This is a genomic window from Lelliottia nimipressuralis (assembly GCF_041464075.1).
GTDB lineage: Bacteria > Pseudomonadota > Gammaproteobacteria > Enterobacterales > Enterobacteriaceae > Enterobacter > Enterobacter nimipressuralis.
The window spans coordinates 3,282,150-3,294,169 of record NZ_CP167172.1 but is presented as its reverse complement, the minus strand read 5'-3'; the positions used below and the strand labels follow the sequence as shown (position 1 = coordinate 3,294,169).

Here is a 12,020-nt window from a genome sequence, read left to right as displayed (position 1 = left end):
ATATTGAAAAGAACCCGTAACTTACTCGAGCTCAGCCATCAGTTTTACCAGATGCTCAACTGCTTTCTGCTCGTCTTCGCCTTCTGCGGAGATGGTCACGACGGTACCCTGAGTCAGGCCCAGAGTCTGCAGCTTGAACAGGCTTTTCGCGCTAGCGCTTTTGCCGTTGGAGGTCACAGTGATCTCAGAAGTGAAGCCTTTAGCTTCTTTAACAAACTGAGCAGCAGGGCGGGTGTGCAGACCGTTCGGAGCGGTAATGGTAACTTCTTGCTGGAACATTGTATTTCCCCAACTTATAGGTTTAGTGTTGTGGAACTAAAGTCTAGCCTGGAGGCTTAACTTTAGCCTGTCTTGTTAGCGCTGACGTTTCGCTCGTCATTAAACATTATGCAGTGAAAGCGAGACTTGAACCAAATCATAAAATCGATTCAGCTTCTGTATTTCCCACATTGATTAATTTCGCGCTTCAAAATAATTGTCAGGTTAAATACCAGACCCGACGGGGTGAATCAATGCCAGGAGGAGTAAAAGTTTGACGCAGGCCACAAAAAAGCACCCGTTTGGGTGCTTTTTTACGCGTTATTAACATGCTGGCATTACTGTTGCAGTTCTTTTTCTGTGAACAGATCGGCAAACAATGCAGTGCTTAAATAACGCTCACCCGAGGACGGTAGAATAACCACAATAGTCTTATTGGTAAAGGTTTCATCTTCCTGGAGCTTCAGGGCAGCAGCGACTGCCGCGCCGGAGGAGATACCGGCCAGAATACCTTCTTCGTCCATCAGGCGACGCGCCGTGGAGATCGCCTCTTCGTTGGTGATCGCAACGACTTTATCGATAAGCTTCAGATCTAGGTTACCCGGGATAAAGCCCGCGCCGATACCCTGAATTTTATGTGGACCGGGTTTGATCTCTTCGCCGGCCAGCGCCTGGGCGATAACCGGGGAGTCCGTAGGCTCAACCGCAACGGTAATCAGATCCTTTTTGCCTTTTGTGCCTTTAATATAGCGACTCACGCCGGTCAGCGTACCGCCGGTACCCACGCCTGAGATAAACACATCAACCTGACCGTCCGTATCTTCCCAGATTTCCGGACCGGTGGTTTTCTCGTGGATTTCCGGGTTTGCCGGGTTGCTGAACTGCTGCAGCAGCAGGTATTTCGCCGGATCGCTGGCGACGATTTCCTCCGCTTTCTGAATGGCACCTTTCATGCCTTTCGCGCCTTCGGTCAGCACCAGATTCGCGCCCAGCGCTTTCAGCAGCTTGCGGCGTTCGATGCTCATGGTTTCTGGCATTGTGAGGGTCAGTTTGTAACCGCGGGCAGCGGCGACGTAGGCCAGAGCGATCCCGGTGTTGCCGCTGGTCGGTTCAACCAGTTCGACGCCAGGCTTCAGAACACCGCGTTTTTCGGCATCCCAAATCATGTTTGCACCGATACGGCATTTTACGCTGAAGCTCGGGTTACGTGATTCTACCTTCGCCAGAATGCGTCCATTACCGATACGGTTCAGTCGAACCAGGGGCGTATGACCGATAGTCAGCGAGTTGTCTTCGTAAATCTTACTCATGGCCTGTCCTTAACTGTATGAAATTGGGATACCGTCCCAGCATACCTGTTGGATAAGTATGGGGAAGTAAGGAAATCGCATATCTATATGCTGCAAGGAAATAATGGCTATCAGTATGGAATAAGGATGGCATAAGCCACCCTATGTTTACACAGTTTTGCATTACTTCCATAACGCGTGCTTAGCACGATAGCAATCCACCCACATCGCCGTGGCGCCGCAGACCGCGACGGGCATGATGAACAGGTTCAGGACAGGGATCATGGTGAAGAGACTGGTCAGGGCACCAAACTGCATATTGGTGACTTTTTGCGTGCGCAGGGCCGTGCGCATCTCTTTGAACGGGACTTTGTGGTTATCAAACGGGTAGTCGCAATACTGGATAGCCAGCATCCACGCGCTAAACAGGAACCACAGCACAGGCGCCACGGTCTGGCCAATTCCGGGGATAAAGTAAAGGATGAGCAATACAATAGCGCGCGGCAGATACCAGGCAAACTTCTGCCATTCACGTTTCATAATACGCGGTACGTCTTTCATGATGCCAAGCACGCCGGTGTCTGGCGGCGTTGCGCCCGTCAGACGTGCTTCGAGCTGCTCCGCCAGCAGCCCGTTAAACGGCGCGGCTATCCAGTTGGCGATGGTGGAGAAGAAATAGCCAAAAACCAGCAGCACGGAGAGGACCACAATTGGCCACAACAGATAGCTTAGCCACTGTAGCCAGTCAGGGACGTGACTCATGATAGAGGGAACCCAGCTTTCGAGTTGGGTAAACAGCCACCAGAATGCGCCCCCCATCAGCAAAATGTTGATCAGTAGAGGCAGAATCACAAAGCGGCGGATCCCAGGCAGGGTGACCAGCTTCCATCCCTGAGAAAAATAGCCGATACCGCTGCGCGGAGTCGTTGTTGATGTCGAAACCATAACCAGGCTGTACTCCTTTTTTCACAACCAGTGGAATTACACGCCTATATTATCGGGTTGTGGACCAATAACCAGTTCGGAAATGTTCGAAAAAACAGCAAAAAGCACGATTTCGTTCATCTTTATGCTTTGAATGCTCTGCACGCACTTGCACTTGACGTAATCGGCAAATACTCTTAGTGAGTAAATGTTTGCCGTGGTGGCAAGGTGTTAGAACAACAGAGAATATAATGATGCAGGATTTGCGTCTGATATTAATCATTGTTGGCGCGATCGCCATACTCGCTTTACTGGTACATGGTTTCTGGACCAGCCGTAAAGAACGCTCCTCGATGTTTCGCGATCGCCCACTGAAGCGCATGAAGTCCAGTCGTCACGACGATGATGGCGATGACGTCATTGACGATAACGACGACGAAGGCGTGGGTGAAGTGCGCGTTCATCGCGTCAATACTGCTGCGCCTGTCGCAGGCCATGGGGAGCATGAAGCGCCTCGTCAGCCTCCGCAGCATCAGTATCAGCCGCCGTACGCGTCAGCTCAGCCGCGCCAGCCCGCGCCACAGCCTGTGGAAGAGCCGGTGCGTCAGCCGCAACCGCAAGCGCCTGTACAGCAGCCGGTGCAGCCTCAGCCCGTTTCGCAACCCGTGCAACCGCCGCGTCCTGCTCAGCCGCTGACGCCAGAAATGCCCCCGCAGACTGTTCATACTCCACCTGTGCCGCAGCCAGAACCGGAGCCATTTGTTGAACCGGAACCGGTGATCGAAGAAGCGCCCGTGGTCGAAAAACCGCAGCGTAAAGAAACGGTCATCATTATGAACGTGGCCGCGCATCACGGTACTCAGCTCAATGGCGACGTGCTGCTCAACAGCATCCAGCAGGCGGGCTTCAAGTTTGGTGACATGAACATTTTCCACCGTCATCTTAGCCCGGACGGAAGTGGCCCTGCGCTGTTCAGTCTGGCGAATATGGTTAATCCGGGTACCTTTGATCCGGAAATGACCGGTGATTTCACCACGCCGGGCATCACAATCTTTATGCAGGTGCCGTCCTACGGCGATGAACTGCAAAACTTTAAGCTGATGCTGCAATCCGCCCAGCATATCGCCGATGAAGTCGGTGGCGTGGTACTCGACGACCAGCGTCGAATGATGACGCCGCAGAAACTGCGCGAATATCAGGATCGCATCCGCGAAGTAAAGGAAGCTAACGCGTAATCTCTGCGTTCTCTTCCACGTCTCCTCAACCCCCGCCTGTCGGGGGTTTTTCTCATTGATGGTGCGCTATGGACTCAATCGAACAAAAAATTACTCACCTAAGAACCACACTTCGCCATCATGAATACCTGTATCACGTGATGGACGCACCGGAGGTTCCGGATGCGGAGTATGACCGCCTGATGCGCGAACTGCGCGAGCTGGAAACAGAACATCCCGATCTCATCACCCCTGATTCACCGACGCAGCGCGTCGGCGCCGCTCCGCTGGCCTCTTTCAGCCAGGTGCGCCATGAAGTGCCGATGCTGTCGCTGGATAACGTCTTCGACGAAGAGAGCTTTCTCGCGTTCAACAAGCGCGTTCAGGACCGCCTGAAAAGCGCCGACGTTTTGACCTGGTGTTGCGAACTGAAGCTCGACGGCCTGGCGGTCAGCATTCTTTATGAGAACGGTATTCTGGTGCGGGCCGCTACGCGCGGCGATGGCACCACGGGTGAGGACATCACCACTAACGTACGTACTATCCGCGCCATTCCGTTAAAGCTGCGCGGCGATAACATCCCGGCGCGTCTCGAAGTGCGCGGTGAAGTGTTCCTCCCGCAGGCGGGCTTTGAGAAGATTAACGATGAAGCGCGCCGCACCGGTGGCAAAGTCTTTGCTAACCCGCGTAATGCGGCTGCTGGCTCAATTCGCCAGCTAGATCCGCGCATCACGGCAAAGCGACCGCTGACATTCTTCTGCTACGGAGTGGGGATTCTTGAAGGCGGCGAATTGCCTGATACCCATCTGGGCCGTCTGCTGCAGTTTAAAGAGTGGGGCCTGCCGGTCAGCAATCGCGTGCAGCTCTGCGACTCACCGGAAGCGGTACTGGCATTTTATCGTCAGGTCGAAGAAGACCGCCCAACGCTGGGGTTTGATATCGATGGCGTGGTCATCAAAGTGAACTCGCTGGCGCTTCAGGAACAATTAGGTTTTGTGGCGCGAGCGCCGCGCTGGGCGGTGGCGTTTAAATTCCCTGCTCAGGAGCAGATGACCTTCGTGCGCGACGTTGAGTTCCAGGTCGGGCGTACGGGGGCGATTACGCCGGTTGCACGTCTGGAGCCGGTTCAGGTTGCGGGTGTACTGGTGAGTAATGCCACCTTACATAACGCCGACGAGATCGCGCGTCTGGGTCTTCGGATTGGCGATAAAGTGGTGATTCGCCGCGCGGGGGATGTGATCCCGCAGGTGGTTAACGTCGTCGAGTCTGAGCGCCCTGACGACACGCGCGCCATCGAATTCCCGGCCCACTGCCCGGTATGCGGTTCCGACGTCGAACGCGTGGAAGGCGAGGCGGTAACGCGCTGTACCGGCGGGTTAATTTGTGGGGCGCAGCGCAAAGAAGCGCTCAAGCATTTCGTCTCGCGCAGAGCGATGGACGTGGACGGGATGGGCGATAAGATTATCGATCAGCTAGTCGAGAAAGAGTACGTCCATACGCCTGCGGATCTGTTCCGCCTGACGGCGGGCAAGCTGACCGGGCTGGATCGCATGGGGCCAAAATCGGCGCAAAACGTGGTCAATGCGCTGGAAAAAGCCAAAGAGACGACCTTCGCCCGTTTCCTCTACGCGCTGGGTATCCGTGAAGTTGGTGAAGCGACAGCCGCCGGGCTGGCAGCCCATTTCGGCACCCTGGAGCAGCTTGAGAAAGCCTCGATTGAGGATCTGCAAAAAGTGCCGGACGTGGGTATCGTTGTTGCGACGCATGTCTTCAACTTCTTTGCGGAAGAGAGCAACCGTGAGGTGATAGGCAAGCTGCTGGAGGAGGGCATTCACTGGCCTGCCCCAGTGGTGGTTAACGCCGACGAAATCGACAGCCCCTTTGCTGGCAAAACCGTGGTACTCACCGGAAGTTTGAGTCAACTCTCCCGTGACGATGCCAAAGCGCGTCTGGTGGCGCTGGGAGCAAAAGTGGCGGGCAGCGTGTCGAAGAAAACGGATCTGGTGATTGCCGGCGAGGCGGCTGGCTCTAAGCTTGCGAAAGCACAAGAGCTGGGCATTGACGTCATTGACGAAGCGGAAATGCTGCGCCTGTTAGGAGAGTAACGTGGAGAAAGAACAGCTCATCGACATCGCCAACACCGAAATGCCGTTCGGGAAATACAAAGGCCGTCGTTTGATTGATGTGCCGGAAGAGTATTTGCTGTGGTTCGCGCGAAAAGATGAATTCCCGGCCGGACGACTGGGTGAGCTGATGGCGATTACGCTGCTCATCAAAACCGAAGGGCTGAGCCATCTGGTTCAGCCCCTCAAACGTCCTTAAGCTTTCGCGGCGCGGGTCTCTTCCTGCGCCAGCTTTTCCGTCTGGCGCTTGTAACGGCGCGCCATCACCGCACAGACCATCAGCTGGATCTGGTGGAAAATCATCAGCGGCAGCACCATCATCCCAATCACCGACGTCGGGAAGAGAATATTCGCCATCGGAATGCCGTTGGCGAGACTCTTCTTCGAGCCGCAGAACACAATGGTAATTTCATCCGCTTTATTGAAGCCAAACTTGCGGGCGGCAAAGGTATTCACTGCAATCACAATCGCCAGCAGAACAATGCTCACGAGCGCAATGAACAGAAGCGAACCGATGCCAACTTTATGCCAGATGCCATTCACCACGGCTTCGCCAAAGGCGGAGTAGACCACTAACAAGATGGAGGTCTGGTCGGTTTTGCCAATCCACTTTTTGTTTCTGGCGACGAAATCCCCCGTCCACGGGCGAGAAAGGTGTCCCAGCACGAACGGCAGCAGCAGTTGCAGACAGATTTTCCCGACCTGCTCGAGATTGCCCTCTGCGCCGTGCATATTCATCAGCAGACCCACCAGCAGCGGCGACACAAAAATCCCCAACAGACTCGACGCAGAGGCGGAACAGACCGCCGCGGCGACGTTACCGCCGGCAAGCGAAGTAAATGCGATAGCTGACTGCACGGTCGCGGGCAGAATGCACAGGTACAGGAAGCCAGTATAGAGAGCCGGATCGACGTTGACCGGCGCCCACCAGGCGAAAAGCACGCCCAGTACCGGGAACAAGATGAAGGTGCTGCACATCACCCACAGGTGCAGCCGCCAGTGGCTCCCCCCGGCGATAATGGCTTCACGAGACAGCTTTGCGCCGTGCATAAAAAACAGCAGGGCGATGGCCGCAGTGGTCAGGCCCTCAATGAAGGGAACAAAACTGCCGCGTGCCGGGAAGAAAGAGGCCAGCAGAACGACGGCAATCAGCGTGAGGGTAAAGGGATCGAGAACACGAAACAGTTTCATAAATGCTCCTGAAATCAGATTTGGCTATTGTGCTTTGTTCCCTTTGAGAAATAAAATCGATTTATTGCATCCATTCATGAATTAAACAGATGAATTACTCTTTGCGTCAGCTTCGCGTTTTTGTCACCGTCGCTCAGGCTCGCAGCTTTAGCCGCGCCGGAGAGATGATCGGCCTGAGTCAGTCGGCGGTTAGCCACAGTGTGAAAGAGCTGGAGTCACAGACGGGTGTGCGCCTGCTTGATCGCACCACCCGTGAAGTGGTGCTCACCGAGGCGGGGCAACAGCTGGCTGCGCGTCTGGAACGGCTGCTGGATGAGCTCAACAGCACCTTGCGCGACGTGGGCAGAGTGGGGCAGCAACTTTCCGGGACGGTGCGCGTCGCCGCCAGTCAGACCATTTCAGCGCATCTGATCCCGCAATGTATCGCTGAAAGTAACCGTCGCTATCCCGATATCGATTTTGTACTTCACGACAGGCCGCAGCAGTGGGTTCTGGAGAGTATCAGGCAAGGCGACGTCGATTTTGGGATTGTGATTGATCCCGGTCCGGTGACGGATCTCGAGTGCGAAGTGGTGCTGTCGGAGCCGTTTTTACTGCTGTGTCGCGACGATGACCCGCTGGCCGCAATGACACAAGTGACGTGGCAGGCATTGCAGGGGACAAATCTGGTATTGCAGGATTATGCATCGGGGAGCCGTCCGCTGATTGACGCGGCGCTGGCACAGCAGCGGGTGAATGCGACGATCGTTCAGGAGATTGGTCATCCCGCCACGCTCTTTCCGATGGTGGAGGCCGGGATTGGGATCAGCGTGTTACCTGCGCTGGCCTTACCGCTGCCGCAGGGCAGTCGCTTAGTCGTAAAGCGTTTCACGCCCTGTATTGAACGTAAGCTGATGCTGGTGCGACGAAAAAATCGCTCGCTCTCTGGTGCGGCTCATGCGCTTTGGGAGGTGGTACGTATGCAGGCACAGCGGTTAATGGAGGCCCGCATACGCGATCCGTTATTTAACGCGCCGAACGATTAGACGTAGATATCGATCTGATGCTCTGCGGAAGGTGAGTTTACGCCTTCTGCTCTCGCCTGTTTTTGCTCTTGTTTTTTCTGGCTTTCTTCGGCCTGCTCACGCTGTAACTGCGCCAGCTGAGCCTGTAGCATTTTGATTTGCGACTGAAGAAGCTCCTGCTGCTTTTTCTTGTCTTCGGTACTGCCACTGCCGTTCGCAACATCCTTCAGCTGCTGAGTCAGCTTAGTGATTTGCGACGTCAGACGACTGATTTGCGACGCGATATCGCTGCTGCCGGAGCTACCGCCGCCGCTGCTTGTGCTACCTGTCTGCACTGATGGAGTTGATGCCTGGATTGTTGTCATTTTAAATCCTCTCGCCATAAAACAAGCATATCGGCATAAAAATCCATAGCTTGAGGGAACCTGCCAGATCTGGGAGGGGAGATGTGCCTGAAATAGGGCAGGTTTGATGCATGGCAGGTAATCGAAGCGCCAGCGTGGCGTTGGGAACCGCAGATAGCAAAAAGGCGCCTTTAGGGCGTCTTTCCACATTGGTGGGTCGTGCAGGATGACTCGCTTCGCTCGCCCTTCGGGCCGTCGCCGCAGGCGGCTCCGGTGTCTCACTTCGTTCGACTCGAACCTGCTGCAGGTTCTCATCCTGCCGAATTTCGCATAGCAAAAAGGCGCCTTTAGGGCGCCTTTCTACATTGGTGGGTCGTGCAGGATTCGAACCTGCGACCAATTGATTAAAAGTCAACTGCTCTACCAACTGAGCTAACGACCCGAATGGTGGGTGATGACGGGCTCGAACCGCCGACCCCCTCCGTGTAAAGGAGGTGCTCTACCAACTGAGCTAATCACCCATTTCGGTACTACTAAAACAAGATTTAAGAATGGTGGGCGATGACGGGCTCGAACCGCCGACCCCCTCCGTGTAAAGGAGATGCTCTACCAACTGAGCTAATCGCCCAATCTTAAATTCTTATCTACACTGCGGTATCTACGTAAAGTAGATGGTGGGTGATGACGGGCTCGAACCGCCGACCCCCTCCGTGTAAAGGAGGTGCTCTACCAACTGAGCTAATCACCCCCGCTGTGTGGAGTCGCATTATAGGGAGAGTTGAAAATGAGTCAACGCCTTTTCTAAAGATTTTGTTTGTTCGTCGTAAAATTAAACAAACGGATCACAAAATGTCCCTCGCAGCATGATTTCTAAACAAATTTCGCAAACCTGCATGTCAATCAGGCAACATCATTGAGGAATCGCCCCACAGTGATAGAATATTGCCCATTGTTTTTTTCCCAGCATTTGCCGGTCGTCGGCATCTTTATAACGTAAGGCCATTTCATGAAAATCAAAACTCGCTTCGCGCCCAGCCCGACAGGCTATCTGCACGTCGGTGGTGCCCGTACTGCTCTTTATTCCTGGCTTTTTGCACGTAACCACGGCGGTGAGTTCGTGCTGCGTATTGAAGACACCGATCTCGAGCGTTCCACACCGGAAGCTATTGAAGCCATCATGGATGGCATGAACTGGCTGAACCTGGAGTGGGATGAAGGCCCATATTTCCAGACGAAACGTTTTGATCGCTATAACGCCGTCATTGATGAAATGCTGGTCGCAGGCACCGCGTATAAATGTTACTGCTCCAAAGAGCGTCTGGAAGCGCTGCGTGAAGAGCAAATGGCGAATGGCGATAAGCCTCGCTACGATGGCCGCTGCCGCCACAGCCATGAGCATCATGCTGCTGATGAGCCATGCGTAGTGCGTTTTGCTAACCCGCAGGAAGGCTCTGTGATCTTTGACGATCAGATCCGTGGCCCGATTGAGTTCAGCAATCAGGAGCTGGACGATCTGATTATTCGTCGTACCGACGGCTCACCGACCTACAACTTCTGCGTTGTAGTGGATGACTGGGATATGGAAATCACTCATGTTATCCGTGGTGAAGACCATATCAACAACACGCCACGTCAGATCAACATCCTGAAAGCGCTGAATGCGCCTGTGCCGGTTTATGCGCACGTGTCGATGATTAACGGTGACGACGGTAAAAAACTGTCCAAACGTCACGGTGCCGTGAGCGTGATGCAGTACCGTGATGATGGCTATCTGCCAGAAGCACTGCTGAACTACCTGGTGCGTCTGGGCTGGTCCAGCGGCGATCAGGAGATCTTTAGCCGTGAAGAGATGATCAAGCTGTTCTCCCTGAATGCCGTGAGCAAATCTGCCAGTGCGTTTAACACTGATAAACTGCTGTGGCTGAACCACCACTACATCAACACCATGCCAGCCGAGTACGTTGCGACCTATTTGCAGTGGCACATTGAGCAGGCAAAAATTGATACCCGTACCGGTCCGGAACTGGCGGATCTGGTCAAACTGCTGGGTGAGCGCTGCAAAACCCTGAAAGAGATTGCGGAAAGCTGCCGTTATTTCTATGAAGAGTTTGACGAGTTTGATGCTGACGCCGCAAAAAAACACCTGCGTCCGGTTGCGCGTCAGCCACTCGAAGTGGTGCGTGATAAGCTGGCGGCACTGACCGACTGGACCGCAGAAAACGTTCATCATGCGATTCAGGCAACGGCCGATGAGCTGGAAGTGGGCATGGGTAAAGTCGGTATGCCACTGCGTGTGGCGGTGACCGGCGCGGGTCAGTCACCGGGCTTGGACGTTACTGTTCACGCGATTGGCAAAACCCGCAGCGTTGCGCGTATTAACAAAGCCCTGGGCTTTATTGCTGAGCGCGAAAGCCAGCAGTAATCACCCCGCAACAAACGAGCGGCAAAACGGCAGGTTATCCTGCCGTTTTTTTATGCCTCTTCTTCAGCAATACCGAGCCGGGTAAGGAATCCCTGAATACCTTCACGTGCCAGCAATACAGCGAGCCTCTCTTGTTCGACTGGCGTCATGTTCTCAAGTGGAGCCGTCACCTGACGCAACAGGCTGGTCGTTTTCACCTCGCCATACTCAACGGACGCTTCAGCGAGCTGATAAATAGCCTGGCGGCTACGCATCGCAGGGAGACTGATAAGGTGTTCACGCACGCGGGAATCGATATGGATGAGCCTGGCCCGGCCGCCTTTCACGCCGTTCAGCGCTTCCGTTTTCCATCCTTGTTTACGTATCCAGCGGTTTACTGTTTGTTTTGCGACCCCGAGGCTATCAGCCAGCTCTTCCGTGGTCATCTTGCTCCGTAATCTTTTCATATCAACTCTGGTCGCGTATCCCTAAACGTTGTAGCAATCCGGTAATCCCATCCCGCAGTAGTAAAGTGGTTAGCTGCTTTTGCTCATCCGGTGTCATTTCATTGGCCAGGGTCAGCAGGAGAGAAGTGAGCGAACTCGTGTCGGACACGTTTTCAGCGGGCTGAGAGTCTTCAGTAATGCGAGACGCGCTGCGGATAAACTCGCGCACCTTTTCATTAACGTGGACCAGACGCGCTTTACCGCCCTGAACACCTGGCTTTGGTGATGTTTTCCAACCCTCTTTTCGTACCCATTTATTGATGGTCTGTCGGCTATAACCAGTGAGCCGGGATAACTCCTCTGGCGTCATTCGTTCCTTGATCATGCAATTACCTGAATATTAGTAGGGTTAATGAGTGCTTCATGTTATAGCACCCTTTTATGCGAAAACGTGACAGGTTTAACTACTGGCTGCGAGCAGCTTCGCAATGTGATTCATTTGCCTGATTTTTCGACGATTGAAAGGGAAGGGCTGATTTTGCCGTTGACACTCTGCGGTGGAATTCATATTATGCCGCCCGTCAACACGACAGCTTTACGTTGGGGCTATAGCTCAGCTGGGAGAGCGCTTGCATGGCATGCAAGAGGTCAGCGGTTCGATCCCGCTTAGCTCCACCAAATTCTTATCCAGGAGAATTTGGAACGTAAAGAACTGTGGGGCTATAGCTCAGCTGGGAGAGCGCTTGCATGGCATGCAAGAGGTCAGCGGTTCGATCCCGCTTAGCTCCACCAAAATTCAGACCCTCGCCGAAAGGCGGGGGTTTTT

12 protein-coding genes, 6 tRNA genes and 1 other RNA gene are annotated in these 12,020 nt (G+C 54.1%); 7 read left to right on the top strand and 12 right to left on the bottom strand.

The window, feature by feature from the left end:
* Nucleotides 1-21: 21 nt before the first annotated feature.
* From ptsH to cysZ, 3 genes are all read right to left on the bottom strand, one after another.
* On the bottom strand, nucleotides 22-279 hold the full coding sequence (gene ptsH, locus ACB496_RS15815) for a phosphocarrier protein Hpr (RefSeq protein WP_000487600.1): 258 nt from the start codon (nucleotides 277-279) through the stop codon (nucleotides 22-24).
* Between the two features lie 317 nt (nucleotides 280-596).
* Nucleotides 597-1,568, bottom strand: a complete 972-nt coding sequence (gene cysK / locus ACB496_RS15810) for a cysteine synthase A (protein ID WP_102104941.1) — start codon at nucleotides 1,566-1,568, stop codon at nucleotides 597-599.
* A gap of 162 nt (nucleotides 1,569-1,730) precedes the next feature.
* Nucleotides 1,731-2,492 (bottom strand): sulfate transporter CysZ, encoded by a 762-nt coding sequence (gene cysZ / locus ACB496_RS15805; RefSeq protein ID WP_100779378.1) that lies wholly within the window; start codon nucleotides 2,490-2,492, stop codon nucleotides 1,731-1,733.
* Nucleotides 2,493-2,722: 230 nt separating this feature from the next.
* On the opposite strand from cysZ, the gene zipA reads away from it, so the two are divergent.
* The 3 genes from zipA (at nucleotide 2,723) to ACB496_RS15790 (ending at nucleotide 6,007) form a co-directional block, all read left to right on the top strand.
* Nucleotides 2,723-3,706: a cell division protein ZipA gene (gene zipA / locus ACB496_RS15800; RefSeq protein WP_371973049.1), complete on the top strand. Its 984-nt coding sequence runs from the start codon at nucleotides 2,723-2,725 to the stop codon at nucleotides 3,704-3,706.
* 68 nt (nucleotides 3,707-3,774) lie between these two features.
* Nucleotides 3,775-5,790, top strand: coding sequence for an NAD-dependent DNA ligase LigA (ligA, locus tag ACB496_RS15795; protein ID WP_319418100.1), 2,016 nt, complete (start codon nucleotides 3,775-3,777; stop codon nucleotides 5,788-5,790).
* Nucleotide 5,791: 1 nt separating this feature from the next.
* The gene (locus ACB496_RS15790) at nucleotides 5,792-6,007 is read left to right on the top strand and encodes a DUF3820 family protein (RefSeq protein WP_100779381.1); all 216 of its coding nucleotides are present in this window, start codon (nucleotides 5,792-5,794) and stop codon (nucleotides 6,005-6,007) included.
* Here the strand turns inward: ACB496_RS15790 and ACB496_RS15785 are convergent.
* Entirely contained in the window at nucleotides 6,004-6,999 is a 996-nt protein-coding gene (locus tag ACB496_RS15785) for a bile acid:sodium symporter family protein (RefSeq protein ID WP_100779382.1), read from the bottom strand. The genes ACB496_RS15790 and ACB496_RS15785 overlap by 4 nt on opposite strands.
* 89 nt (nucleotides 7,000-7,088) lie before the next feature.
* Between ACB496_RS15785 and ACB496_RS15780 the strand changes: the two genes are divergently transcribed.
* The gene (locus ACB496_RS15780) at nucleotides 7,089-8,024 is read left to right on the top strand and encodes a LysR substrate-binding domain-containing protein (protein ID WP_371973048.1); all 936 of its coding nucleotides are present in this window, start codon (nucleotides 7,089-7,091) and stop codon (nucleotides 8,022-8,024) included.
* On the opposite strand, the gene ACB496_RS15775 is transcribed toward ACB496_RS15780, so the two are convergent.
* The 6 genes from ACB496_RS15775 to ACB496_RS15750 form a co-directional block, all read right to left on the bottom strand.
* Nucleotides 8,021-8,368 (bottom strand): FlxA-like family protein, encoded by a 348-nt coding sequence (locus ACB496_RS15775; RefSeq protein WP_100779384.1) that lies wholly within the window; start codon nucleotides 8,366-8,368, stop codon nucleotides 8,021-8,023. The genes ACB496_RS15780 and ACB496_RS15775 overlap by 4 nt on opposite strands.
* 189 nt (nucleotides 8,369-8,557) lie before the next feature.
* Nucleotides 8,558-8,683, bottom strand: a non-coding RNA gene (locus ACB496_RS15770) — RtT sRNA.
* Between the two features lie 30 nt (nucleotides 8,684-8,713).
* Nucleotides 8,714-8,789 (bottom strand) — tRNA-Lys (locus ACB496_RS15765).
* A 3-nt stretch (nucleotides 8,790-8,792) separates the two neighbouring features.
* Nucleotides 8,793-8,868: transfer RNA gene (locus ACB496_RS15760), tRNA-Val, on the bottom strand.
* Nucleotides 8,869-8,899: 31 nt separating this feature from the next.
* A tRNA-Val gene (locus tag ACB496_RS15755) sits at nucleotides 8,900-8,975 on the bottom strand.
* A gap of 44 nt (nucleotides 8,976-9,019) precedes the next feature.
* A tRNA-Val gene (locus tag ACB496_RS15750) sits at nucleotides 9,020-9,095 on the bottom strand.
* Nucleotides 9,096-9,353: 258 nt separating this feature from the next.
* Here ACB496_RS15750 and gltX point away from each other — a divergent pair.
* Nucleotides 9,354-10,769: a glutamate--tRNA ligase gene (gene gltX, locus ACB496_RS15745; RefSeq protein ID WP_371973047.1), complete on the top strand. Its 1,416-nt coding sequence runs from the start codon at nucleotides 9,354-9,356 to the stop codon at nucleotides 10,767-10,769.
* 50 nt (nucleotides 10,770-10,819) lie between these two features.
* Here the strand turns inward: gltX and ACB496_RS15740 are convergent, their stop codons facing one another.
* Nucleotides 10,820-11,215 carry a YfeC-like transcriptional regulator gene (locus ACB496_RS15740; protein WP_371973046.1) on the bottom strand — a complete coding sequence of 132 codons (396 nt, stop codon included), beginning with the start codon at nucleotides 11,213-11,215 and terminating at the stop codon, nucleotides 10,820-10,822.
* 1 nt (nucleotide 11,216) lies between these two features.
* Nucleotides 11,217-11,579, bottom strand: coding sequence for a YfeC-like transcriptional regulator (locus ACB496_RS15735; RefSeq protein WP_100779387.1), 363 nt, complete (start codon nucleotides 11,577-11,579; stop codon nucleotides 11,217-11,219).
* A 217-nt stretch (nucleotides 11,580-11,796) separates the two neighbouring features.
* Here ACB496_RS15735 and ACB496_RS15730 point away from each other — a divergent pair.
* Together ACB496_RS15730 and ACB496_RS15725 are read left to right on the top strand one after the other, a co-directional pair.
* Nucleotides 11,797-11,872, top strand: a tRNA-Ala gene (locus tag ACB496_RS15730).
* Between the two features lie 38 nt (nucleotides 11,873-11,910).
* Nucleotides 11,911-11,986: transfer RNA gene (locus tag ACB496_RS15725), tRNA-Ala, on the top strand.
* Nucleotides 11,987-12,020 lie beyond the last annotated feature (34 nt).

Bases quoted from the DNA above. Each gene is read 5' to 3' on its own strand.
- zipA (WP_371973049.1), top strand. From the start codon at position 2,723: ATGATGCAGGATTTGCGTCTGATATTAATCATTGTTGGCGCGATCGCC.
- ACB496_RS15780 (WP_371973048.1), top strand. From the start codon at position 7,089: ATGAATTACTCTTTGCGTCAGCTTCGCGTTTTTGTCACCGTCGCTCAG.
- gltX (WP_371973047.1), top strand. From the start codon at position 9,354: ATGAAAATCAAAACTCGCTTCGCGCCCAGCCCGACAGGCTATCTGCAC.
- ligA (WP_319418100.1), top strand. From the start codon at position 3,775: ATGGACTCAATCGAACAAAAAATTACTCACCTAAGAACCACACTTCGC.
- ACB496_RS15785 (WP_100779382.1), bottom strand. From the start codon at position 6,999: ATGAAACTGTTTCGTGTTCTCGATCCCTTTACCCTCACGCTGATTGCC.
- ACB496_RS15775 (WP_100779384.1), bottom strand. From the start codon at position 8,368: ATGACAACAATCCAGGCATCAACTCCATCAGTGCAGACAGGTAGCACA.
- ACB496_RS15735 (WP_100779387.1), bottom strand. From the start codon at position 11,579: ATGATCAAGGAACGAATGACGCCAGAGGAGTTATCCCGGCTCACTGGT.
- ACB496_RS15740 (WP_371973046.1), bottom strand. From the start codon at position 11,215: ATGAAAAGATTACGGAGCAAGATGACCACGGAAGAGCTGGCTGATAGC.
- ptsH (WP_000487600.1), bottom strand. From the start codon at position 279: ATGTTCCAGCAAGAAGTTACCATTACCGCTCCGAACGGTCTGCACACC.
- cysZ (WP_100779378.1), bottom strand. From the start codon at position 2,492: ATGGTTTCGACATCAACAACGACTCCGCGCAGCGGTATCGGCTATTTT.
- cysK (WP_102104941.1), bottom strand. From the start codon at position 1,568: ATGAGTAAGATTTACGAAGACAACTCGCTGACTATCGGTCATACGCCC.